This window comes from Streptomyces sp. WI03-4A, from assembly GCF_033792105.1.
GTDB lineage: Bacteria > Actinomycetota > Actinomycetes > Streptomycetales > Streptomycetaceae > Streptomyces > Streptomyces collinus_A.
The window spans coordinates 115941-138349 of record NZ_JARAUO010000007.1 but is presented as its reverse complement, the minus strand read 5'-3'; the positions used below and the strand labels follow the sequence as shown (position 1 = coordinate 138349).

Here is a 22409-nt window from a genome sequence, read left to right as displayed (position 1 = left end):
CGGTCCGCCGGCCCGCCCCGGAGCCCGTGCGACGGGCGTGCCGGGGAACGGAAACGGAGACCAGTGGATGGTGTGTTCAGCGGCCGGGCTGTTGGCGGCGGATCAGTCCTGGACCGCCGAGGACACGTGGCTCCTGGTGGTGGTCGGTGTGTCCATCGCCGTCGTCGTCCTGCTCATCAGCTGGGCGAGGATCCACCCCTTCCTCGCCCTGACGGTCAGCGCGCTGACCGTCTCGCTGCTGGCCGGGGAGTCCGCGCAGAAGGCCATCGTGTCCTTCACGACCGGCCTGGGCCGCATCACCGGTTCGGTGGGCGTGCTGATCATCCTGGGCGCCGTGCTGGGGCGGATGCTGGCCGACTCGGGCGGCATCGAGCAGGTCGTCGGCACCCTGACCCGCGTGGTCCGGCCGGAGCGGCTGCCGTGGGCGCTCACCCTGGTCGCGGCGCTCATCGGTCTGCCGATGTTCTTCGAGGTCGGCTTCGTGATGCTGATGCCGCTCGTGCTGCAACTGGCGCGGCAGACGAACTACCCGGTGCTGCGGGCGGGCATGCCGGTGGTGGCCGGACTGGCCACGGTGCACGCGCTGGTCCCCCCGCACCCGGGACCGCTCATCGCCATCCAGGCGGTGCACGCGCCGGTCGGGCTCACCATGCTGTACGGCCTGCTGGTGGCCGTGCCGTGCGCCATCGTGTCCGGTCCCCTGTTCACCGCGTACATCTGGCCCCGGGTACCGGCGCACGTGCCCGACTCCGCCACCGCCGCCTTCACCACCGGGCCGCACGGCGACGGCGCGGCGGGCCACGGCACCGGCCGCGGCTCCGCATCCGGACCCGCCTCCGCCTCCGGTGCGGACGACGCCGGGCCGGCCGTTCCGCGCAGCCTGCCGAGCCTCGCCGTCACCGTCGGCACCATCCTGCTGCCGATCGTGCTGATGACGCTGAAGGCCGTCTACGACAGCATGCCGAAGTCCCAGGGGACGCTGTACACCGTGGTCGAGTTCCTGGGCACGCCGATGATCGCCCTGCTGGTCACGGTGTTCGTCTCGCTGTTCACGTTCGGGTACTCGCTCGGCTTCAGCCGCCTCCACGTCCAGGCGTCCCTGGCGAGGAGTTTCGCGCCCGTGGCGGGGGTCATCGTGATCGTCGGGGCCGGCGGGGGCTACTCCCAGGCCCTCCAGGACACCGGTGTCGACCGGGCCGTCACGCTGGCGGCCGGCCACCTCCACATCTCGCTGCTGCTGCTCGCCTGGCTGATCGCGGCCCTGATGCGGACCATCGTGGGTTCCGGCACCATCGCCACCATCACCGCGGCCGGCATCGTCGGCCCGCTCTCGCACGGTCTGGCGCCCGCCGAGGCGTCCCTGCTCGCGCTGGCCCTGGGCTCGGGCGCCGCCTTCGCGGGGCACGTCAACGACGCGGCCTTCTGGATGGCCAAGGAGTACTTCGGCACCTCGATCGGCGGCACGCTGCGGACCTGGACGGTGTCCCACACCCTGCTCTCCCTCACCTCCCTCGGGTGTCTGCTGCTGCTCGACATCGTGGTGTGACGCCGGCTCAGCCCGGGAAGCGGCCGGTGGAGCGCAGGGACCAGCGTCGTTCGGCGTAGGCCAGGTCGTCGCGCCAGAGGCGGCCCGCGGCCTGCCGGACCAGCGGAGCCAGCAGCGGGCCGGCGCGGCGCGCGAGGGCGAATCCCGGGCGTCCGGAGGCGGCCACGACGGCTTCGACCACGGCGGTGCGCGGGGTGCCCGTCGCGTCGGTGCCCAGGGGTGTCGCGTGGGTCTCCACGACGGAGCCCTCGCCCTCGCCGTCGGTGATCCGCATGACGACGGTGCGCGGTCCGGGTGCGGTGAACTCCGCGCGGACGGGCACGACGAGCCGGCCGGCGACCTTGAAGGAGACGTCGACCGTGAAGCCGTCCGGCACCGCCCGCCCGTCCGGCGCGCGGGGGATGTCGACGACGGTGAGGTCGACGAATGAGTACGGGTGGAACCAGGCGCCGTGCCAGGGGTCGAGGCGGTTGGCCACCACGTCCTCCGGCTCGCAGCGCCCGCTCCCCGTGTAGACGGCGACCAGCGCGCGGCCGGGGTCGGGGCGGACCGGCACCGGTGGCAGGGCGGTGGGTTCCTCGCCGCCCACGTCGTCCAGGCGTACCCAGAGCAGCACTCCGTCGTCGTGCGCGGGCCAGGGTTCCCAGCCGGCGAACGGGGCGCCGTCCAGAGCAAGTCCGTGCCAGTGGCACACCAGGGTGCCGCAGCGCACCGGGCTGTCGCGCAGCGGCGCGCCCAGGTGAGGGCAGACGCCGGGTCCGGCGACCAGGTCGCCGCGCTGGTCGCGCCAGAGCACCACCTCGTGTCCTGCGACGGTACGGGCCACGGGCCGGTCGGCGCGCAGGTCGCGGGAGGCGCCTACGACGTACCAGTTGCCGCTCGGCCGGGCCTGCGCCCGCTTGAGGGCGTCGGCGATCAGCGCGGGCCGTGCCTCGCGCCAGGTGGGGCGCTGGCGTTCCCAGGCCACCGGGGCGCGGCGCAGGCGCAGGGGCAGCCGGCCGCGCCTGGGGGGACCGGCGGGTGTCACATGGCCTCCTTGGCTCGGGTGGACGCCGGAGCGGTGGTACCGGGGGTGCCCGGTGGCCGTCGGCGGGTGGCGAGGCGGGCCGCCGTGACGCGGAGCAGACCGTCGGCGGCGGTGAGGGCGCGGCGACGGCGGGGCACGACCGCGCGGCGGTGCAGCGCCGCCCAGCCGTCGGCGGCGACGGCGTCCAGGATGCCGCGGTAGAGGACGAGGGCCGTGCGGATGCACGGCCGGGTGACGGGGTCGAGCATGGGCACGCCGGGAGCCGCGCGGTCGTAGGCGGCGCGGGTGAGGGCCTCGAACGCGCGGAGCGCGGCGACGACGCGGGTGTCGGTGCGGCCGGTGTCCCGGCAGTGGCGCAGCAGGTCGCGGTCGACGCCGTGCGCGGCGAGCAGGTCCTGGGGGACGTAGATCCGGCCGCGGTCGAGGTCCTCCCCGACGTCCCGCAGGAAGTTGGTCAGCTGGAAGGCGACGCCGAGCTCGGCCGCGTACGGTGCGGCCTCCTCCCTAGGGACGACGGTGCCGAGGACGGGGACCATCTGGAGGCCGATCACGGCCGCCGAGCCGTGCATGTAGGCGCGCAGGGCGTCGTAGTCGGCGTACTCGGTGACGGTCAGGTCGCTGCGCATGGAGCCGAGGAAGTCGGTGAAGTGGCGGTGTTCGATGCCGTAGCGGCGGCTGGTGTCGGCGAGGGCGACGGTGACCGGCGCGGCGCCGGTGCCGCCGGCGAGGCCGTGGGCGAGGTCGTCGGCCAGCCGGTCGAGGGCGGCGGCCCGCCGTTCCGTCCCGCCGTCGGCGAGCCGGCGCAGGTCGCCGTCGCAGACGTCGACGATGTCGTCCGCGTGGCGGGCGAAGCCGTACAGGGCGTGCACGGCGGGGCGCCGCCCGGGCGGGAGCAGCCGGGTGGCGAGGAAGTACGTTCGGCCGTGGCGTGCGTTGAGCCGGCGGCAGTGGGTGTAGGCGTCACGCAGCCGCGGCTCCGTGATGCCGGCGGCGTCCAGTTCGCGGGCCGTCATCGTCGGGCTCCTCGCGTCGTCGGGATGGTCCGGCCGGTGGTGGCGGCCCGCGTGCGCGGCCCGGTGATGCGGGCGGCCGCCAGCTTTCCCGAGAGCAGGACGGGGGGCACGCCGACGCCGGGGGTGGTACCGCACCCGGCGAGGACGGCGTTGGCGGTGCCGCGCACCAGGTTGCGCGGGCGGAACGGCCCGGTCTGGCCGAAGGTGTGCGCGGCGGAGAACGGGGTTCCCGCCGCGTGTCCGAGCCCGCTCCAGTCGGCGGGAGTGACCAGGCATTCGGTGTCGATGGCCGAGGCGATGCCGGTCAGGCCCCTGCGGTCCAGTTCGCGCAGCAGGCTGTCGCGGTAGCGGGGGGCCAGGTCGGGCCAGTCGACGGCGCCGGGCCCGATGTCGGTGTTGGGGCAGGGGGCGAGGACGTAGTGCAGGTGGCGGCCGGGCGGGGCGAGGCCGGGGTCGGTGGCGGTGGGCCGGGTGATCAGGAGTGAGGGGTCGCTCATGAGCTCGCCGGTGCGGGTCAGCTGGCGGAAGGTGCCGCGCCAGGCGTGGCCGAAGGACAGGGTGTGGTGGGCCAGCTCGGGCCAGGTACGGTCGCAGCCGGCGTGCAGGACGACGGCGGACGGGGCGTGCCGCAGGCGGGTGGGGCGGCGCGGGGCGCGGCCCAGCAGGCGGTACGTCACCGGCAGGTCGGGGGTGAGGACGACGGCGTCGCAGGGGATGCGTGCGTCGGCGGTGACGACGGCGGAGACCCGGTCGCCGGTCCGTTCGAGGCCGGTCACCCGCTGCCCGTACCGGAACTCCGCCCCCGCCTCGGCGGCGGCGTCGGCCATCGCCCGGGGCAGCGCGTACATGCCGCCGCGCGGGAAGTACACCCCGGCGATGGTGTCCATGAACGCGATAACGGCGTAGGCGGCCAGGGCCCGTTCGGGCGGGACGCCGGCGTAGAGGGCCTGGAAGGAGAAGACGCGGCGCAGCCGTTCGTCGCGCAGGTGGCGGGCGATGCGCGCCTCCCAGCGGCCGAAGCCGCCGAGGGCGGCGAGCCGCAGCAGGTCGGGGGTGAGGAGCTGGAACGGGGAGTCGAAGTCGGCGTCGAGGAAGCGGCCGCGCTCGGTGCGGTACAGCTCGCCCAGCCAGTGCCGCAGCCGGTGGTAGCGGGCCGCTTCGGCGCCTCCGGCGAACCGTTCGATCTCGGCCTCCATGGCCGCCGCGTCGGTGTGCACGTCGAGGGTGCTGCCGTCGGCGAAGCGCGCCCGGTAGGCGGGGTGGAGCGGGATGAGGTCGACGCGGTCGCGCAGGGAAGTGCCGACGGCGGCGAACGCCTCGTCGGCGATGTCGGGCATGGTGAGCACGGTGGGGCCGGTGTCGATGAGGTAGCCGCCCAGTTCCAGGCGCCCGGCCCGGCCGCCCGGCCGCGGGTCGCGTTCGACGACGGTCACGCGGCGGCCCGCGCCGAGCAGGTGCAGGGTGGCGGAGAGGCCGGCCAGTCCGGCGCCGACGACCACGACGTGGTCGGTGGGTCCCTTGACCGTCCTGGTCACCTGGCCGCCTCCGATCCCGCCGCCGCGGCGGGGGTGGTGGTGAGCGGGGGGCCGTCGGGTCCGGGTCCCGGCCGGGGGGTGCCGGTGATCTCGGCCAGCAGGGCGCGCAGCCGGTCCGCGGGACCGGGTTCGAGGGTGGCCTCGGCGAGATGGCGCAGGGACTGCCGGGCCAGCCGCCCGATCTTCGTCTCCACCAGGTCACGGGCGCCGGTGGTTTCGAGCACGTCGCGGACGTCGGCCAGTTCACGGGGCGTCAGGTCCGCCCGGCCGACCGCGTGTTCGAGCACGCCGAGCGCGGCCTGGTCGCCGGCGGCGGTGGCCCGGGCCCGGGCCACCGCCAGCAGGTAGGTGGGCTTGCCCTCGCGCACGTCGCCGCCGCTCAGCTTGCCGGTGGTGGCGGGGTCGGCGAAGACGTCGTCGAGATCGTCTCTGAGCTGGAAGGCCAGTCCGGCCGAGCGTCCGGCGAGGCACAGCGTCCAGGTGGTGGCGGTGTCGGCGCCGGCGAGCACCGCGCCGAGCTCCAGCGGCCGTTCGACGGTGTAGAGGGCGCTCTTGAGACAGGCGGCGCGCAGCGCGCGGCCCAGGGAGAGGGCCGAGGTGGCCTGGCCCTGGACGTCGAGGTACTGGCCGGCGACCATCTCGGTGCGCAGGGTGCGCCAGACCTCGTTCAGCCGGCGCGCGGTGTCCCGCGAGAGTCCGGGGTCCAGCATCAGCCGGGCCAGTTCGTCGTCCGCCCAGGCGAGCGCGAGGTCGCCGGCGAGCAGCGCGGCGGACGCGCCGAGCCGGTGGGCCGCGGGCCGTGGCGCCGTGCCGGTGTACTGGGCGGTCACGTCGGCGTGCAGCGCCGGTGCGCCGCGGCGGGTGGGCGCCTGGTCCATCAGGTCGTCGTGGACCAGGGCGCAGGTCTGGATGAGTTCGAGCGCGGCGGCCGTGCGCAGCGCCGCGCGGACCTGGACGGCGTCGTGGCCGCCGCAGGCGCGCAGCGACCACCACACGAGCCGGGAGCGGAACCGGCGGCCGCCGCGTCGGGTGAAGCGGGCGACGCGCTCGGCGATGTCGTCGGCGAACACCGGGTCGAGTGCGCGGCAGTCGGCGAGGCGGGCGGTGAGCAGGTCCCGCAGCTCCCTGCCGACGGCGCCCGGCACGTCGGCGTCGACGGTGCGCGCGTCGTCCACGCCGCCGGGTTTCCCGGGTGCGCCGGGTTCGGCGGGGGCGGGCGGCGTACGGGGTGCCGCTGCCGTGAGGCGGCCGAGCACCTGGGTGGAACGCATCGTTGATCCTCTCGCCGTCCGGAGAGCCGGGCTGCGCGCCCCGGGCTCGCCTGTCCTGTCTCGTGTCACTCGTGTCTCGTCTCTCGTCGTCACACATTCCGCGCGGATCACCGCGCCGGATGCGCCATTCGGTGGACATGCCGATGCCGGGGGCGGGCGGCGGCACGACACGCTCGCGGCTGCATCCGCCGGGGCGGTGCGGCGGGAAGACTGGTCGGATCAACGGGCCGGGGAAGGGAGCCGCCGTGGAGGTGGAGTCGGACGTCGCGGTGGTCGGCGCGGGCGCCGCCGGCCTGTCGCTCGCCCTGCTGCTGGCCCGGCCGCCCGCGGGAGCGCGCCCGGTGACGGCGGTGGTGCTGGCGGCACCGCCGGGTCCGTTTCGCGCGCCGCGCCGCACCTGGTGCTACTGGGAGGCGGGCGAAGGGCCGTACGACGGGGCGCTGACGGCTTCCTGGCAGCGGCTGCGGGTGCGTGCGGGCGACGGGCGGCCGGTGACCGCCGCGATCGAGCCCTGGCGGTACAAGATGCTGGGCTCGGACGCGTTCGAGGAACTGGCCGGCCGGGCGCTGCGGGTGAGCCCGTGGGTGACGACGGTCGAGGCGGTCGTCGAGGGCGTGGCGGCCGTGCCGGGCGGTGCCCTGGTGCGGGGCCGCCGGGCGGACGGCGGCGAGGTGACCGTGCGCGCCCGCTGGGTGTTCGACTCGCGTCCGCCGGCCCGGCTGCCGCCGGCCCGCACGACGCTGCTGCAGCACTTCCGCGGCTGGTTCGTGCGCACCCGGCGGCCCGTCTTCGACCCCGCGACCGTGGAGTTGATGGACTTCCGTACCCCGCAGCCTGCGCACGGGCTGTCGTTCGGGTACGTCCTGCCGACCGGCCCGCACGAGGCGCTGGTGGAGTACACGGAGTTCTCCCGGCGCGTGCTGGACACGGACGCGTACGACCGTGCGCTGCGGGACTACACCGGCCGGGTCCTGCGGATCGGCGAGCACGAGGTCACCGCGTGCGAGCAGGGCGTGATCCCGATGACGGACGCGTGTTTCCCCCGGCGGGCCGGGGCGTCCGTGTTCCGGATCGGGGCCGCGGCCGGGGCCACCCGGCCCGCGACGGGCTACACGTTCAGCGCGGTGCAGCGCCAGGCGGGCGCCGTCGCGGCCGCGCTGCACGCCGGGCGCCATCCGCTTCCGCCGCGCCCGCACTCGGGCCGCTCCCGGCTGATGGACGCCGCACTGCTGTACGCCCTCGACCACGGCCGGGTCGACGGGCCGGCCTTCTTCACCCGCCTGTTCACCCGGGTCTCCGCGCCTCGGCTGCTGCGTTTCCTGGACGGTCGCACCAGCCTGCCGGAGGACCTGTCCATCGGCCTGCACGTGCCCGTCACCGCGATGCTCGGCTCGGTCCTCGCCCTGCCGTTCGCCCCGCGCCGACGTGCCCCAGCCGCATGAACCCCGCCCCGACGTGCCCCGACCGCCTGACCCACGCCCCGACGACCATTTACGGAGATGGCATGCCCGTGCTGCGTGACGCCGACCTGGCCAGCGCGTTCAACCACGCCGCCCGCAGTTACGACACGCTGGTGGCGGCCAACCCCGGCTACCACGCCCAGCTGCGCCGCTCCGCCCGGCGGCTCGGCCTGCCCCGTGGCGGTCCGGCCCCGCGCGTGCTGGATCTCGGGTGCGGCACGGGTGCCTCGACGGCGGCGCTGGCCGCCGTGCTGCCGGGCGCGGACATCACCGCCGTCGACGCGTCGGCCGGCATGCTGCGGCGCGCGGCCGGGCGGCCGTGGCCGCGGCCGGTGCGGTTCGTGCACGCGCCGGTGGAAGAGCTGGCCGATGCGGGGGTGCGGGGCCCGTTCGACGCGGTCTTCGCCGCCTACCTGCTGCGCAACACCGCCGACCCGGACGCGGTTCTGGCCGGCGCGTACCGGATGCTCGCCCCGGGCGGCCGGCTGGCGGTGCACGAGTACGCGCTGAGCGGGCGGGCGGCCCACCGTGCGGTGTGGAACGCGGTGTGCGGTGGACTGGTGCTGCCGGTCGCCACCCTGCTCGGTGACGGTCCGCTCTACCGGCATCTGTGGCGCAGCGTCGTCACCTTCGACACGGCGGGGCAGCTCGCCCACCGGGTGCGGCGGGCGGGTTTCGAGCGGGTGCGGGTGCTGCCGCTGCCGGGCTGGCAGACCGGCATCACCCACACCGTGGTCGCCCGCCGCCCGTCGGCCGGGCAGGACGGGGCGGGACGATGACCGGCCCGCGCCGCGAGGTCGGGCGCCACACCCGCACGGCCCTCCCCGGCCGGGACCGGCTGGCGAGGCTACTGCCCGCAGCGCCCGGCGTCGCACGGGCCGAGGGGTCCGGCGCACCGCGTGCGGCCGTCGTCGGCGGCGGCATCGCCGGCCTGACGGCGGCCACCGCCCTGGCCGAACGCGGCGTCCGGGTCACGCTGTACGAACGGGACGCGCAACTGGGCGGGCGGCTGGCCGGGTGGCGGACGCGGCTGGCGGACGGGTCCCCGGCCACGATGAGCCGAGGCTTCCACGCCTTCTTCCGCCAGTACTACAACCTGCGGTCCCTGCTACGCCGCACCGACCCCGCCCTGACCGGTCTGACGGCGCTGCCCGACTACCCGCTGCGGCACGGCAGCGGCCGCCGGGACAGCTTCCGGCACGTGCCGCGCACACCCCCGTGGAGCGCGCTCGGGTTCGTGGCGCTGAGCGAGTCGTTCTCCGTGCGCGACCTGCCCCGGATCCGGCCGCGCGCGGCCCTGCCGCTGCTGGACGTGCGGGTTCCGGACGTGTACGAGCGGCTCGACCACGTCAGCGCGTACGACCTGCTGGAGGCGATCCGGTTCCCCGCGGCGGCCCGGCACCTGGCGTTCGAGGTGTTCTCGCGCAGCTTCTTCGCCGATCCGCGCGGGCTGTCGGCCGCGGAGATGGCGCTGATGTTCCACGTCTACTTCCTCGGCTCGTCCGAGGGCCTGCTGTTCGACGTGCCCCGGGAGCCCTTCCCGCAGGCCCTGTGGGACCCGCTGGCCGCGCGGCTCGACCGGCTCGGCGCGGGGGTGCGCACCGACACGGCCGTGGACGAGGTCTCCGTGACACCCGCGGGGAATTTCACCGTGACCGCCGCGAGCGGTGCCGAGCCGTACGACGCGGTGGTCCTCGCCCTGGACCCGGCGGGGCTGCGCTCGCTGGTGACCCGTTCGCCCGGGCTGGGCGACGCGCGGTGGCGTGAGCGGGTGGCGCGGCTGCGCAACGCGCCGCCCTTCCTGGTCTCGCGCCTGTGGCTGGACCGGCCGGTGCGCGCGGACCGCCCGGGGTTCCTGGGCACCAGCGGGTACGGGGCCCTGGACAACGTGAGCGTGCTCAGCGGCTGGGAGGGCGAGGCCGCCCGCTGGGCCGCCCGCTCGGGCGGTTCGGTGCTCGAACTGCACGCGTACGCCCTGCCTCAGGACGCGGACCGGGAGACCGTGGGCAAGGAACTGCTCGGCGAACTGCACCGGCTGTATCCGGAGACCCGGCAGGCCCGGGTGGTCGACGCCCGCCACGAGTGGCGGGCCGACTGCCCGCTGTTCCCGGTCGGCGGCCACGCGGACCGGCCGGCGGTGGGCACGTCCGTGCCCGGCCTGGTCGTCGCGGGCGACACGGTCCGCACCGGCCTGCCGGTGGCGCTGATGGAACGGGCGGCCACCAGCGGCTTCCTCGCCGCCAACACGCTGCTCGGCCGGTGGGGGCTGCGCGGCCACGACCTGTGGACGGTGCCCGGCCGGGGCCGCTCCGCGGGCCTGCGGTGGGCGGCGCGGCGGTTCGGCGCGGCGTATGGGCACGGCGGGCGGGGGAACTCGGGCCGGGGAGGGGCAGAGGCGACAGGGCCGTAGCGGTACAGGCGGGCTCGTCCCGCCGGGCAAGGACTCTCATGGCAGCCTTCCAGGACGCGGTCGGAATTCACTTCGTCGGCAACGCGACGGTGCTGCTGCGCTACGGCGCGCTGACGCTGCTGACGGACCCCAACTTCCTCCACCGCGGTGAGCGGGCGCATCTGGGGTACGGGCTGGTCAGCCGCCGGCTCACCGAGCCGGCCCTGGACGTGGCGGACCTGCCGCGCCTGGACGGCGTCGTCCTGTCCCATCTGCACGGTGACCACTGGGACCGCCGGGCCAGGACCGGCCTGCCCCGGTCGGTGCCCGTCGTCACCACACCGCACGCCGCACGCCGTCTGCGCACCCTCCAGGGGTTCGGCCGGGCGGGCGGGCTGCGCACCTGGGAGAGCTGCGTTCTGCGGCGGAACGACGCGCAGGTACGGATCACCGCCCTGCCCGGACGGCACGCCCTGCGTCCGCCGCTGCGCGGGCTGCTGCCGCCGGTCATGGGCAGCATGCTGGAGTTCGGCCCCGCGGGCGGGCCGGTGCGGGTCCGGATGTACGTCTCGGGCGACACCCTCCTGTACGACGGCCTGGACGAGATCGCGCGGCGCTTCCCTGACGCCGACCTGGCCATGCTCCACCTGGGCGGCACGCAGTTGCCCGGGGGCTTCGTGGTCACCATGGACGGCCTCCAGGGAGCCGAGCTGGCCCGGCGCCTCGACTACCGCCGTGTCCTGCCGGTGCACTACGACGACTACACCGTCTTCCGCTCCCCGCTGCAGGAGTTCCTGACCGCGGCGGCCAGCCTCGGACTCGCTGAGCGGATCGTGCACTGTCCCCGTGGCGGTCACGCCGAGGTGGTGGCGGGCGGCGACCGGCCCACCGTGCGCTGAGCAGGCACCGCCCGCGGCTCAGCCGCTCCCTCGCCCACGGCGCCGTTTCTAACTCCAACCTGCGTTGTTCCTAGAATGGCCGGGTGGAAGACATCGACGCGATCGCCGCCTTGCAGGACCCGGTGCGGCGCCGCTTGTACGAGTACGTGGTGGCGCGGGGCCGCGAGGTCGGCCGCAACGAGGCCGCCGAGGCGACCGGGGTGGCGCGCACGCTGGCCGCGCACCATCTGGACCGGCTGACCGAGGCGGGACTGCTGGAGAGCGGCAGCCGCCGCCTGACGGGCCGTTCGGGCCCCGGGGCCGGCCGGCCCGCCAAGGTGTACACACGGGCGCGGGCCGAGCGGGCGGTGTCGTTGCCCGCGCGCGACTACCGCACCGCGGCCGAACTCCTGGCCGAGGCCGCCGAGCAGGCAGGCCTCGACGCCGAACTCACCACGGCCGCGCGCCGCCGGGGTGAGGCGCTGCGCGGCCCGGAGGGGCCCTGCACGAGCCTCGACCAGGCCATGGAGGTGCTGGCGGCCCGCGGTTACGAACCTCACCTGGAGAGCGGCGAGGGCTCCCCGGGCACCGAAGGCACCAAGAATGCGGCCGAGGAGGGCACGCCCGTCGTCCGGATGCGCAACTGCCCCTTCCACGCGGTCGCCGAGCGCTTCCCGCCGCTCGTCTGCGGCATGAACCTCGCGCTGCTGGAAGGGCTGCTCGGTGCGGACGGCGCCCTCCGCGCCCGCATGGACGCCCGGCCGGGGGAATGCTGCGTGGTGGTCGAGTCTTCTAAAAACAAATCTCGTTGACATAGAAATCCGCGCCGTGCTGGGATGTGGCCATGACCGCAGCCACGCATGCCCTCCACCTCGCCCAGCTCAACGTCGCCGCCCTCACCCACCCCCTGGACGACCCGCGCACCGCCCCGTTCGTCGAGCTGCTCGACCCGGTCAACGCCGCCGCGGACGCGGCGCCCGGCTTCGTGTGGCGGCTCGTGGAGGAGGGAGCGGCCGACGCCACCGCCCTGCGCCCGATGGGCGAGAACGTCATCGTCAACCTGTCGGTGTGGCAGACCCAGGAGGCTCTGTGGGAGTTCACCTACCGCAGCGGGCACCTGGAGGTGATGCGACGGCGCCGCGAGTGGTTCGAACGGCACGTCGAGGCGCACATGGTGCTCTGGTGGGTCCCCGCCGGCCATCTCCCCACCGTCGGCGAGGCGTTGGAGCGGCTCGCCGATCTCAGGGCGCACGGGCCGTCGCCGCGCGCGTTCACGTTCGCCTCCGCGTACACCGCGGCCGAGGCCGCCCGGCACGGCCACGCCCCTCACGAGGTCTCGTCGCCCGCTCCCCCGCCGGCGGACCACACCTGGACCGTGCCGTTGGCCACCCCGATCGCCGGAGTGGACCCGGTGGTGTCGTAGGACAGGCTCGCGAAGGCCTGCCGTGCCGGCCGCGAGGCGGCTCCCGTCGGTGAAGGTCAGGCCCGTCGGATGCGCGCGGGTTCTGGCAGGCGCGGGCTTTACAGCCGGACGACGACCAGGGCGATGTCGTCCGGCCCCCCGCCGGCCACGTCCAGGCGGGCGAGCAGGGTGTCGGCCAGGTGACCGGGGGCCAGACCGGCGTGCCGGCCGAGGGCTTCGGTGAGGCGGTCGATCCCCGCGTCGATGTCCTCGCCCCGGCGCTCCACGAGACCGTCGGTGTAGAGGACCAGCGTGTCCCCCGGATCGTAGGTCACCGTGGCCTGCGGGCGCGGGGCCTGGTCGAAGGGAACCCCGAGCGGCGGGTCGGTGGCCTGGTCGAGCAGGACGACCGTGCCGTCGCCCCGGGCCAGGGCGGGCGGCAGGTGGCCGGCGCTCGTGTAGGTGATGCGCCGGGGGCGGGTGTCGATGACGGCCTTGACCGCGGTCGCGGCCAGCGCCCCCTCGCAGGTGCGCGCGTAGCGGCTCAGCACGTCCATCGCCGTGCCGGGTTCGCGGCTGGCGCGGACGGCGGCGGAGAGCGTGCTGCGGAGCATGCCCATGACCGCGGCGGCGTCCAGGCCGTGGCCGACCACGTCGCCGACCGCGACGGTGAAGCTCTCGTCGGAGAGGTCCACGACGTCGTACCAGTCGCCGCAGACGTTGAGCGACCGGGCCGCCGGCATGTAGCGGACGGCGATGTCGCTGTGCCCGTCCAGGTCCGGCGTGTGCAGCATGGCCTGCTGGAGGGTGAGGGCGGTCCGGCGTTCCCGGTCGTGGGACTCGCGCAACCGTTCGTTCAGGCGCTGGAGTTCCTGGGCCCGCGCGTACAGCTCCGCCTCCATGGCGGCCTGCTGTCCGCCCGGGCCGTCCGGCCCCACGCGCCGCGGAAGGGTCCGCACGAACTCGGTCATGTCCTCGACCCGGTGGATGATCCACTCGACGTCGCCGTGCGGCCCGAGGACGGGCGTGTTGAGCGGGGACCACCACTTCTCCCGGAAGACCCCCGGGCGCCCCGTCACGGGGACGTCGTACTTCTGCACCGCCATCGTGTCCGGCTCCTTCGAGCACAGGACCCGCCGCAGGGAGGCGCGCAGGTTCCGTTCCCCGTCGGCGTCGGGGTCCGCCGGATTGTCGGGGTGGACCTTGAAGAGGTAGCGGCCGATCAGTTCCTCACGGGTCCGGCCCGTCGCCCGGAGGTAGGCTTCGTTGACCTCGACGATCGTCAGGTCGGGGTCCAGCACCAGGTAGGGGCTGGGCGTCACGGCGAACAGCGCTCGGTAGTCGATCCCCGCTGTGGTGGTCACTCGCACCATTCGGCCCTCCGGCCCCCGTACGCGACTTCACCCCGCGCCTCGACTATGCGTCGTTGCGGGCGGGCGGGCCCGGCGGCACGCAGAGCCGGGCTCCGGGCGGTGCGCGGCGCGCAAGGTCGGGCTCCGGGCGGTGCCCGGCACACAAGGTCGGGCTGCGGGCCGTGCGGGCGAAGAAATCGAGCTGCGGGGGGTGTGCGCGCAGAAATCGGGCTGCGGGGGGGTGCGGCGTGGCCGTGGTCCCGGCCGGGCGGGTCAGTCCAGGACGCCCAGCGCGGTGTCCGGGCGGCAGTGCGGACAGGCGGGCACCTGCTGCCGCAGCGCCTCGACCGCCTGCTCGCGGCTGACCGGCCGGCACCGTCCGCTCTTCTTCGCCGACCAGCAGTCACCGACATGCACGGCGTCCACGTTGGTCCGGTTGAGGCCGTGCTGGATCAGCCAGTCCGCCGTCTGCTCCCTGCGCGCCTCGGCGGTCCGGCGTCCCGCCTCCCGTCGCTCCTCGTCCGCGATCCACCGGTCGATCAGGGCCAGTTGCCGGGCGGTCTGCTGCTCGACGACACGCCGGGCGAAGCGCAGCATGTCGAGACGGGACAGCGGACGGGATTCGTTCACATGTTCGATCATAGGAGATGCGGAGCCCCCGGACACCAGGAGGGGCCCCGCGGTCATGGAAACCGCGGGGCCCTGGCCCGGAGAACGCGCCCTGACGCCGTCAGGTGCCCGGCGGGGCCCCCGCCGTGTCCTCAGCGGCGGCCGTCAGGGGCTCCTGGTCCCGTGCCTCGGTCCTGGGCCGGGCCAGGCGGCTGGGCCACCAGACCGCCGGTCCGATGTCGCGGGCCAGCGCCGGCACCAGCAGCGACCGTACGACGATGGTGTCGAGCAGCACGCCGAACGCGACGATGAAGGCGATCTGCGCCAGGAAGGCGAGCGGGATGACGATCAGCGCCGCGAAGGTGGCGGCCAGCACCACGCCGGCGGAGGTGATGACGCCGCCGGTGGTGACCAGACCCCGCAGGATGCCCTGCCGCGCGCCGACGCGGATCGTCTCCTCACGCACCCGGGACATGAGGAAGATGTTGTAGTCGACTCCCAGCGCGACCAGGAACACGAACCCGTACAGCGGGACCGAGGCGTCCGTCCCCGAGAAGCCGAAACCGTGCCGGAAGACCAGACCCGCGATGCCCAGTGTCGCCAGGTAGTTCAGGGCGACGGTCGCCACCAGCAGGACGGGCAGGAGCAGGGAACGCAGGAGCACGACCAGGATCAACAAAATGATGGCGAGGACGACGGGGATGATGACGGCGCGGTCGTGCTCGGCGGTGCGCTGGGTGTCGTACCGCTGGGCGGTGTAGCCGCCCACCAGCGCGTGCGGGTCGGCCCCGGGGAGCCGGTCGCGCAGCCGCTGAACCGTCCGCTTGGCCGCGTCGCTGTCCGGTGCGTCGGCCAGGGTGGCGTCCACCCGCACCCGGCCGCCCACCACGAGCGGTTCGCCGCCCGGCCGCCCCGACGCGCTGACCGCCTGCGCGCCCGCCACTCCCGTGGTCGCGGTGGCCGTCCGGGTCACCCGGGCCAGCCGGTCCGCGTCCGCGATGATGACGACCGGCTGCCCGGAGCCGCCGGGGAAGTGCCTGCCGAGGGTCTGCTGGGCCGCGACGGACGGCGCGTCGTTGATGAACAGCTCGTCCAGCGGCACGCCCTTCGACGGAAGCAGCGGGCTGAACGCGGCAGCCGCCACCAGGAGGGCGAGCGTCGCCAGCCAGAGCTGCCGGGGGCGGGTGTCGACCAGGTGGGCGACGCGTCGCCAGATGCCGTGACCGCCCGTCTCCGCGTCGGTGGACCGGGGCCTGGCCGGCCAGAAGGCGGCCCTGCCCAGCAGCGCCAGCACGGCGGGCAGGAAGGTGAGCGTCGTGACCAGGGCGCAGACGATGCCGATGGCGCCGACGGGTCCCAGTGCGCGGTTGTTGGTGAGGTCGCTGACCAGCAGGGCGAGCAGACCGAGCGCGACGGTCGCGGCGCTCGCGGTGATCGCGCCGAGGGAGCCGCGCAGCGCCTTCCAGGCGGCCGAGGCCTTGTCGCCGCCGTGGGCGAGCTCCTCCCGGAAGCGCGCCGTCAGCAGCAGGGCGTAGTCGGTGGCCGCGCCGATCACCAGGATCGACAGGATGCCCTGGACCTGCCCGTCCACCCGCACGACGTCGTGGTCCGCCAGCACGTAGACGAGGGCGCTGGCCACGCCGAGCGCGAACACGGCGCTGACGATGATGGTGAACGGCAGCACCACGCTGCGGTAGACCGCCAGCAGGATGACCAGGACGGCGGCCAGCGCGACGCCGAGCAGGATGCCGTCGATGCCGGAGAACGCGTCGGCGAGGTCGCCCTGCGTGGCCGCGGGACCCGCGATCCGAACGCGCGCGCCGTCCACCTGCCGGGCGGCGTCCCGCACGTCGTCGAGCACGTCGGGAAGCCGCTTCCCCAGATCGACCCGGAGCGGTACCACGCCCTCCAGGGCGCGGCCGTCCCGTGAGCGGAGCGCGGGCGACGGCGCCCCCTCGACCCCTTCGCTCCCGGCGAGCGACCGCAGCGCCCGGGTCGCCGCACCCTGCTGGGCCCCGGTGACGCCGCCTCCCCCGTCGGCGGTCCACACGACGATGGCCGGCAGGCTCTCCCGCTGGTCGAACGCCTTCTGCCGGTCGATGACCTCGGTGGACTCCGCGTTCCGCGGCAGGAAGGCGGCCTGGTCGTTCGTGGACACCTCGCCGAGCTTGCCCGCGTAGGAGCCGAACGCTCCCCCGAGGCCCAGCCAGACGATCACGAGGACGACAGGGACCAGCCATCGGACCGGTCGGCGCGCTGTGTGCATGTGGTCTCCAACGTGCGCGGGCGGACGCGCGGACGAACGGTCGCCCATATAACTCAAGCATAAAGTATCTCAACGATTGAGAGATCTTATCCTTGAGGCATGCAGTACGACAGCAAGGAGAGCCTCGAGGGCTCCGCGAGCGACCTTCAGGCCTACGCCGTTCTGCTGCGCGCGCTCAACGGCGAGTTCAACCGCATCGCCCATGCGTTTGCCCAGGCGCACGACCTGCATGCCACGGACGTGCACGCCCTGGCCGCCATCCTGGACGCCTCGGCCACCGACGGCGAGCCGATGACCCCCTCCCGACTGCGCGAACGGCTCAACCTGACCTCCGGCGCGGTCACCGCGTGCCTGGACCGGCTGGAACGCGCGGGGCACATCAGCCGCAGCCGGGACAGCGCGGACCGCAGGGTGGTGCACCTGCACTACAACCCCCCGGCCCGCACACTCGCCCGGCGCTACTTCAGCCCGCTGGCCCGCAGCACCGAGGCGGCCATGGCGCACTTCGGCCCGGAGCAACTGTCGACGATCGCGGAGTTCCTGCGGCTGCTGAACCGGGAACTGTCACAGGAGCGCTGACGGGCGTCCGCCGATGTGGCGCGGGCTCACCGGGACGCGGGGCGTGGCTCGCACCGGTGCGTGTGGCCCGGCCCTCACGCTTGCGGTGGCAGGGTGGAAGGGACGGGCACACACTGTCAGGCGGCAGGACGGAGGACCGCATGGACTGGCGTATGTTCGCCCAGCAGATGGCGACCATGGCCCGGGACCTGCTCGCGCAGGACTCGGTGCGGGCCACGCTGGAACGGATCACCAGCAGTGCCACCGAGCTCGTCGAGGGCTGCGATGCGGCCGGCGTCCTGATCCTGCGCGGCAAACGGGTGGAGTCCCTCGCCCCGACCCATCAGGTCGTCGTCGACAGCGACCGCTTGCAGGAGCGGCTCCAGGAGGGCCCGTGCTTCGACGTGGCACGCACGCAGGAGGGTGAGCGGGTGTTCCGGATCGCCGACTTCGAGGCGCCCTCGTCGCGCTGGCCCGCCTACGTACCCCAGGGCCGGAAGCTGGGGCTCGGCAGCATGATGGGCTTCCTGCTGTTCACCGAGGACGAGGACCTCGGCGCGCTGAACCTGTACTCCCGTGACGCCGGCGCCTTCACCGAGAGCAGCGAGACGGCCGGCTGGCTGCTGGCCTCGCACGCCGCGGTCGCCTTCTCCAGCGCCCGTTCCCACGCCCAGCTGGAACAGGCCGTCTCCACCCGCCACACCATCGGGGAGGCCATGGGCATCCTCATGGGCAGCCGCCGCCTCACCGAGGACCAGGCCTTCGACGTCCTGCGCCGCTACTCACAGGAGCACAACGTCAAACTCCGCGAGGTCGCCCGGCAGATCTGCGAACGGGGCGGCCTGTAACGCCGCCGGCGGCCGTCGCGGGGCGAAAAGCGACAGACGGGATTTCCGGGGTACCGCCCATCTCGTGCCCCGGCCCCGGCGACCGGAGGTGGACCGCCATGGAAAGGAACAGCGAGCGCCGCAGGGCGATGCTCGCCGACCTGCTGCGCGCCAGCCACCTCATGCCGGTCGAAGCGCTGCCCGCACAGGCGTCCTTGTGCGCGGCGGCCGCCGGCTTCCACCGGGTGCTGATCTACCTGGCCGACCTGCAGCGCGCCAAGCTGTGCCTGCTGGCCGAGAGCGAGGAGGCGGCCCGGCTGCACGAGGCGGAGCTGCCCATCGAGGGCACCGTGGCCGGACGCGCCTACCAGTACGGCGGCCTGATGCCCGCCTCCCCGGCGGGAACCGGTGAGTTCGAGTGGTGGGTGCCGCTGCTCGACGGGACCGAGCGCCTCGGACTGCTGCGGGTCAGCGCCCACCACGACGACCCCGCCGTCCGGTCGGACATGGAGGCACTGGCCTCGCTCGTCGCGCTCGTCATCGTCAGCAAGCGCGTGACCAGCGACGCGCTGGCCATGCTGGTGCGCGCGCGGCCGATGAGCCTGGCGGCGGAGATGCAGTGGAACCTGCTGCCGCCGCGCACCTACGCCGACGGGCGGGTGGCGATCTCCGCGGCCCTGGAACCGGCGTACGACATCAGCGGGGACGTCTTCGACTACGCCATCGACGGGCCCTCCGTGCACCTGGCGATCTTCGACGCGATGGGCCACGACACCGCCGCCGGCCTGTCCGGGGCGCTGGCGCTCGGCGCCTGCCGCAACGCCCGGCGCCGGGGCGCCGACCTCATCGGAGAGGGCGAGGCCGTGGAGGGCGCGCTGCTGGAGCAGTACGACCACCAGCGCTACGTCACCGGCATCCTGGCCAGGCTCGACACCCGCACCGGCATCCTGCGCTGGGTGAACCGGGGTCACCATCCGCCCATCGTCATCCGCGACAACCGCTGGGTCACCCATCTCACCTGCACGCCCGTGCACCCCATGGGCACGGACCTGGGACTGCCCAGCACCGTGTGCCACGAGCACCTGCAGCCCGGTGACCGCATCGTCCTGTACACCGACGGGATCACCGAGGCCCGGCGCCGCGGCGGCCGGGAGTTCGGCGTGGCGCGCTTCACCGACTTCCTCATCCGACACCATGCCGACGGCCTGCCGGTCCCCGAGACGCTGCGCCGCCTCGTCCACGCCGTGCTCGAGTACCACGACGGCCGTCTCCAGGACGACGCCACGGTCCTCATGTCCGAATGGATCGGCCCCGCGCTGGAGCCCGCCCACGAGGCGGCCGACCTGACCGGTCTGACGTCCGACGTTCCGGGCGAGTGAAATCATGAGATCCACGGCCCCCGATCGGCTCGGGCATCGACATCACCCGCGGCGCGGCGCCAGTCAGTCGTCGGGGCTCGCGCGGTCCTCCCGGTCCGGCAGGTAGCTCGCCAGGCCGCGCAGGATGATCTGCAGGCCGATGTCGAACCTCTCGTCGGAGGAGTCCGTCACCATGAGTCCGGACAGGGCGCGCAGGTGGGGGAAGTCCGCCTCGGGCAGGGACGCGAAGTAGTTCTGCATGTCGTCGGCCATCTCGCGCCAGTCGGGGCGGGCCAGGGAGGACCCCGCACCGCCCTGCTGGGCGGCGCGGTCCTGCCACATGCCCTCCTCCAGGACGAACCCGTCGATGTACGTGGAGATGAGGTCGCCCGCCTCCGCCGCGATGCGGTCGGGCAGTCCCGCGGTGCGGAATATGGCGAGCAGCCCCTCCACGTGCGGCAGCAGTTCGGCGGTGAAGGGGACGTGGGCCATGGAGATCCGGGCCATGTCGCGGTGGGACAGCAGACGCTGCCTGCCGGCCCGCGCGAACTCCAGTAGCTGCTCCTGCCACCGCTCCGGATCGGCTTCGGGCATCTCGAAGTCGTCGAAGAGGCGGGTGTACATCAGCTCCAGGAGGTCGTCCTTCGAGCTGACGTGGGCGTAGAGGGCGGAGACGGTCACGCCCAGTTCGGCGGCCACCTGACGCATCGACATCCCGTCGAGGCCCTGACGGTCGAGCACCGTGAAGGCCGCCTCGACGACGCGCTCGCGGGACAGCGGTGTGCGCGCGGGGGCCGCGTGGGCGCGGGCGGGGCGCTCGCGCTCCCACGGAGACGGCGGTGGGGTGGCTGGACTGTCGGCGGCCGCGTCTGTCATGCGACCAGTCTAGGCACACGGAGAACAGTGTTCTCCGCCGGTGAGCGACGTTCGAGCCGCACTCGCTCGTCCGCCGAGCCGCTCAGCTCGGTTTCACTTCAGCCCAGCCCAGCTTCGCTCAAGACACGATATATCTTGTGCCACGCGACCGGGTTGCGCTATATCTTAATGAACAGCGTTCTCCTGATGAGCGCTGTTCTGCTACGGTGAACACCGTTCACCTGATCCGTCATCCATCCCTGCGCGCCTCACGGACCGTCTCCGAGGTGTGCCCCGCTCTGCGAGGAGTCCCGATGTCCACCACCGGTGTCGCGTCCACGGAGGCGCCCACCGACTCGCCCGCGCCCTACCGGTGGCGCTGGGCTGCGCTCTTCGTGATCCTCGCGGCCGAGGTGATGGACCTCCTCGACGCCGTCGTCACGAACATCGCCGGTCCCTCCATGCGGGCCGACCTGGGCGGCGGGGCCTCCACCCTGCAGTGGCTCGCCGCCGCGTACACGCTGTCGATGGCCGTCGGGCTCGTCACCGGAGGCCGGCTCGGGGACATCCACGGACGTCGCAGGATGTTCCTGGTCGGCGCCGCCGGCTTCACCGCGGGCTCGCTGCTGTGCGCCGTGTCCGTGTCGCCCGAGATGCTCATAGGCGCGCGCGTCGTACAGGGCCTGTTCGGCGCGGTGATGCTGCCGCAGGGCCTCGGCATGATCAAGGAGATGTTCCCGCCCAAGGAGTCGCAGAAGGCGTTCGGCACGTTCGGCCCGGTCATGGGACTGTCCGCGGTGTGCGGGCCGATCCTGGCGGGCTGGCTCGTGGACGCCGACTACTTCGGCACCGGCTGGCGGATGATCTTCCTGATCAACCTGCCGCTGGGTGCCGCGGCCTTCCTCGGTGCGCTGCGCTACCTGCCCAGGGGCCGCTCCGAGAGCAAGCCGCGCCTCGACATCCCTGGCATGGTGCTGGTCTCGCTGGCCGCGCTGCTCCTCATCTTCCCGCTCGTCCAGGGCCGTGAGTACGACTGGCCCGTGTGGGCGTTCGTGATGATGGGCGCCTCCGTCGTCGTCTTCGCGGTCTTCGCCAAGTACGAGTCGCGCCGCAGCGGCGCCGGTCAGGACCCGCTGGTCGTCCCGAGCCTCTTCCGCAAGCGCGGGTTCAGCGGCGGCATGATCCTCGGGCTGGTCTTCTTCTCGACCATGCAGGGCTTCATGCTGGTCTTCAACCTCTACACCCAGATAGGCCTCGGTTATTCGCCGCTCAAGGCGGGTCTGGTCATGGTGCCCTGGTCGGGCGGCATGATCGTAGGATTCGGGATCGCGCAGGGTGTCGCCCGGTTCGGGCGTGCCGTCCTCCAGGCGGGCACCGTCGTCATGGCGGCCGGCGTGTTCGGTGTGTGGCTGACCCTCGACACGGTCGGAAGCGGCGTCGGACCCTGGCAGCTGCTGCCGTCCCTGCTCGTCACCGGCATCGGCATGGGTCTGCTCATGGCACCGTTCTTCGACATCGTGCTGGCCAGCGTCGAGCAGCACGAGACGGGTTCGGCGTCCGGCACGATGACCGCCATGCAGCAGCTCGGTGGCGCCTTCGGCGTGGCCATCCTCGGCACCGTGTTCTTCGGCCTGCTGGGCGGCGGGATCGCCACCGCCGTCGACCACCGCTCGGACGGTCTGCGCGGACAGCTGGCCGCCGCCCACGTGGCACCCGCCGCACAGGATCGCGTCGTCGCGGACCTGCGCAAGTGCGCGTCGGACCGCGCCGTGGCCAAGGACCCCGCCGCGACCCCGGTCTCCTGCGCGCGCCTGGAGAAGGACACGCGGTCGGCGGTGACCTCGCCCGAGGCCGGTGCCCGCATACCCGCGGCCCTGCAGGCCACCGCCGCCTCCGCCTTCGAGGGCGGTTTCGGCTCGGTCATGAAGACGGTGCTGTGGATCGTCGACGGCATGCTCGCCCTGACGTTCCTCCTGTCCTTCCTCCTGCCGCGCCAGGCACGCCCCGAGGAGTCCGGCGGACACTGACACCGGTGCGGCCCGCGGGCCGCGCCGGCGAACGGG

Annotated in this window: 19 protein-coding genes; 11 read left to right on the top strand and 8 right to left on the bottom strand. The window is 74.0% G+C overall.

The window, feature by feature from the left end; translation table 11 throughout:
• The first annotated feature begins 67 nt into the window (after window positions 1-67).
• Window positions 68-1546: an SLC13 family permease gene (locus tag PV343_RS10820; RefSeq protein WP_319146621.1), complete on the top strand. Its 1479-nt coding sequence runs from the start codon at window positions 68-70 to the stop codon at window positions 1544-1546.
• A gap of 7 nt (window positions 1547-1553) precedes the next feature.
• On the opposite strand, the gene PV343_RS10815 is transcribed toward PV343_RS10820, so the two are convergent.
• From PV343_RS10815 to PV343_RS10800, 4 genes are read right to left on the bottom strand one after another with little or no spacing between them, the layout of a single operon-like run.
• Complete coding sequence (locus tag PV343_RS10815; RefSeq protein ID WP_319146620.1) at window positions 1554-2573, bottom strand: DUF5914 domain-containing protein; 1020 nt, start codon at window positions 2571-2573, stop codon at window positions 1554-1556.
• On the bottom strand, window positions 2570-3586 hold the full coding sequence (locus PV343_RS10810; protein WP_319146619.1) for a phytoene/squalene synthase family protein: 1017 nt from the start codon (window positions 3584-3586) through the stop codon (window positions 2570-2572). Before PV343_RS10810 ends, PV343_RS10815 begins: the two co-directional genes overlap by 4 nt.
• The gene (gene crtI / locus PV343_RS10805) at window positions 3583-5121 is read right to left on the bottom strand and encodes a phytoene desaturase family protein (RefSeq protein WP_319146618.1); all 1539 of its coding nucleotides are present in this window, start codon (window positions 5119-5121) and stop codon (window positions 3583-3585) included. Before crtI ends, PV343_RS10810 begins: the two co-directional genes overlap by 4 nt.
• Window positions 5118-6392, bottom strand: coding sequence for a polyprenyl synthetase family protein (locus PV343_RS10800; RefSeq protein WP_319146617.1), 1275 nt, complete (start codon window positions 6390-6392; stop codon window positions 5118-5120). The genes crtI and PV343_RS10800 overlap by 4 nt, the downstream gene beginning before the upstream one ends.
• Before the next feature lie 245 nt (window positions 6393-6637).
• On the opposite strand from PV343_RS10800, the gene PV343_RS10795 reads away from it, so the two are divergent.
• From PV343_RS10795 to PV343_RS10770, 6 genes are all read left to right on the top strand, one after another.
• Window positions 6638-7834, top strand: a complete 1197-nt coding sequence (locus PV343_RS10795) for a lycopene cyclase family protein (protein WP_319146616.1) — start codon at window positions 6638-6640, stop codon at window positions 7832-7834.
• Window positions 7835-7896: 62 nt separating this feature from the next.
• Window positions 7897-8631: a methyltransferase domain-containing protein gene (locus PV343_RS10790; RefSeq protein ID WP_319146615.1), complete on the top strand. Its 735-nt coding sequence runs from the start codon at window positions 7897-7899 to the stop codon at window positions 8629-8631.
• Window positions 8628-10262 (top strand): FAD-dependent oxidoreductase, encoded by a 1635-nt coding sequence (locus PV343_RS10785; protein WP_319146614.1) that lies wholly within the window; start codon window positions 8628-8630, stop codon window positions 10260-10262. The genes PV343_RS10790 and PV343_RS10785 overlap by 4 nt, the downstream gene beginning before the upstream one ends.
• 38 nt (window positions 10263-10300) lie before the next feature.
• Window positions 10301-11140, top strand: coding sequence for an MBL fold metallo-hydrolase (locus PV343_RS10780; protein ID WP_319146613.1), 840 nt, complete (start codon window positions 10301-10303; stop codon window positions 11138-11140).
• 83 nt (window positions 11141-11223) lie between these two features.
• On the top strand, window positions 11224-11931 hold the full coding sequence (locus tag PV343_RS10775; RefSeq protein WP_319146612.1) for a helix-turn-helix transcriptional regulator: 708 nt from the start codon (window positions 11224-11226) through the stop codon (window positions 11929-11931).
• A 32-nt stretch (window positions 11932-11963) separates the two neighbouring features.
• Window positions 11964-12542: a DUF3291 domain-containing protein gene (locus tag PV343_RS10770; protein WP_319146611.1), complete on the top strand. Its 579-nt coding sequence runs from the start codon at window positions 11964-11966 to the stop codon at window positions 12540-12542.
• A 98-nt stretch (window positions 12543-12640) separates the two neighbouring features.
• Here PV343_RS10770 and PV343_RS10765 read toward each other — a convergent pair whose 3' ends face one another.
• From PV343_RS10765 to PV343_RS10755, 3 genes are all read right to left on the bottom strand, one after another.
• Window positions 12641-13894, bottom strand: coding sequence for a PP2C family protein-serine/threonine phosphatase (locus PV343_RS10765; RefSeq protein WP_415923477.1), 1254 nt, complete (start codon window positions 13892-13894; stop codon window positions 12641-12643).
• Between the two features lie 252 nt (window positions 13895-14146).
• Window positions 14147-14503: a DUF6233 domain-containing protein gene (locus tag PV343_RS10760; RefSeq protein WP_319146609.1), complete on the bottom strand. Its 357-nt coding sequence runs from the start codon at window positions 14501-14503 to the stop codon at window positions 14147-14149.
• Between the two features lie 100 nt (window positions 14504-14603).
• Window positions 14604-16748 (bottom strand): MMPL family transporter, encoded by a 2145-nt coding sequence (locus PV343_RS10755; RefSeq protein WP_319146608.1) that lies wholly within the window; start codon window positions 16746-16748, stop codon window positions 14604-14606.
• Between the two features lie 99 nt (window positions 16749-16847).
• Between PV343_RS10755 and PV343_RS10750 the strand changes: the two genes are divergently transcribed.
• The 3 genes from PV343_RS10750 (at window position 16848) to PV343_RS10740 (ending at window position 19512) form a co-directional block, all read left to right on the top strand.
• A complete protein-coding gene (locus PV343_RS10750; RefSeq protein ID WP_319146607.1) occupies window positions 16848-17327 on the top strand; it encodes a MarR family winged helix-turn-helix transcriptional regulator in 480 nt (159 codons plus the stop codon).
• Between the two features lie 140 nt (window positions 17328-17467).
• Window positions 17468-18154 (top strand): GAF and ANTAR domain-containing protein, encoded by a 687-nt coding sequence (locus PV343_RS10745; protein WP_319146606.1) that lies wholly within the window; start codon window positions 17468-17470, stop codon window positions 18152-18154.
• A gap of 98 nt (window positions 18155-18252) precedes the next feature.
• The gene (locus tag PV343_RS10740; RefSeq protein WP_319146605.1) at window positions 18253-19512 is read left to right on the top strand and encodes a PP2C family protein-serine/threonine phosphatase; all 1260 of its coding nucleotides are present in this window, start codon (window positions 18253-18255) and stop codon (window positions 19510-19512) included.
• A gap of 63 nt (window positions 19513-19575) precedes the next feature.
• Here the strand turns inward: PV343_RS10740 and PV343_RS10735 are convergent, their stop codons facing one another.
• On the bottom strand, window positions 19576-20367 hold the full coding sequence (locus tag PV343_RS10735; protein WP_319146604.1) for a TetR/AcrR family transcriptional regulator: 792 nt from the start codon (window positions 20365-20367) through the stop codon (window positions 19576-19578).
• A gap of 293 nt (window positions 20368-20660) precedes the next feature.
• On the opposite strand from PV343_RS10735, the gene PV343_RS10730 reads away from it, so the two are divergent.
• The gene (locus tag PV343_RS10730) at window positions 20661-22373 is read left to right on the top strand and encodes an MFS transporter (RefSeq protein WP_319146603.1); all 1713 of its coding nucleotides are present in this window, start codon (window positions 20661-20663) and stop codon (window positions 22371-22373) included.
• The last annotated feature ends 36 nt before the right edge of the window (window positions 22374-22409 follow it).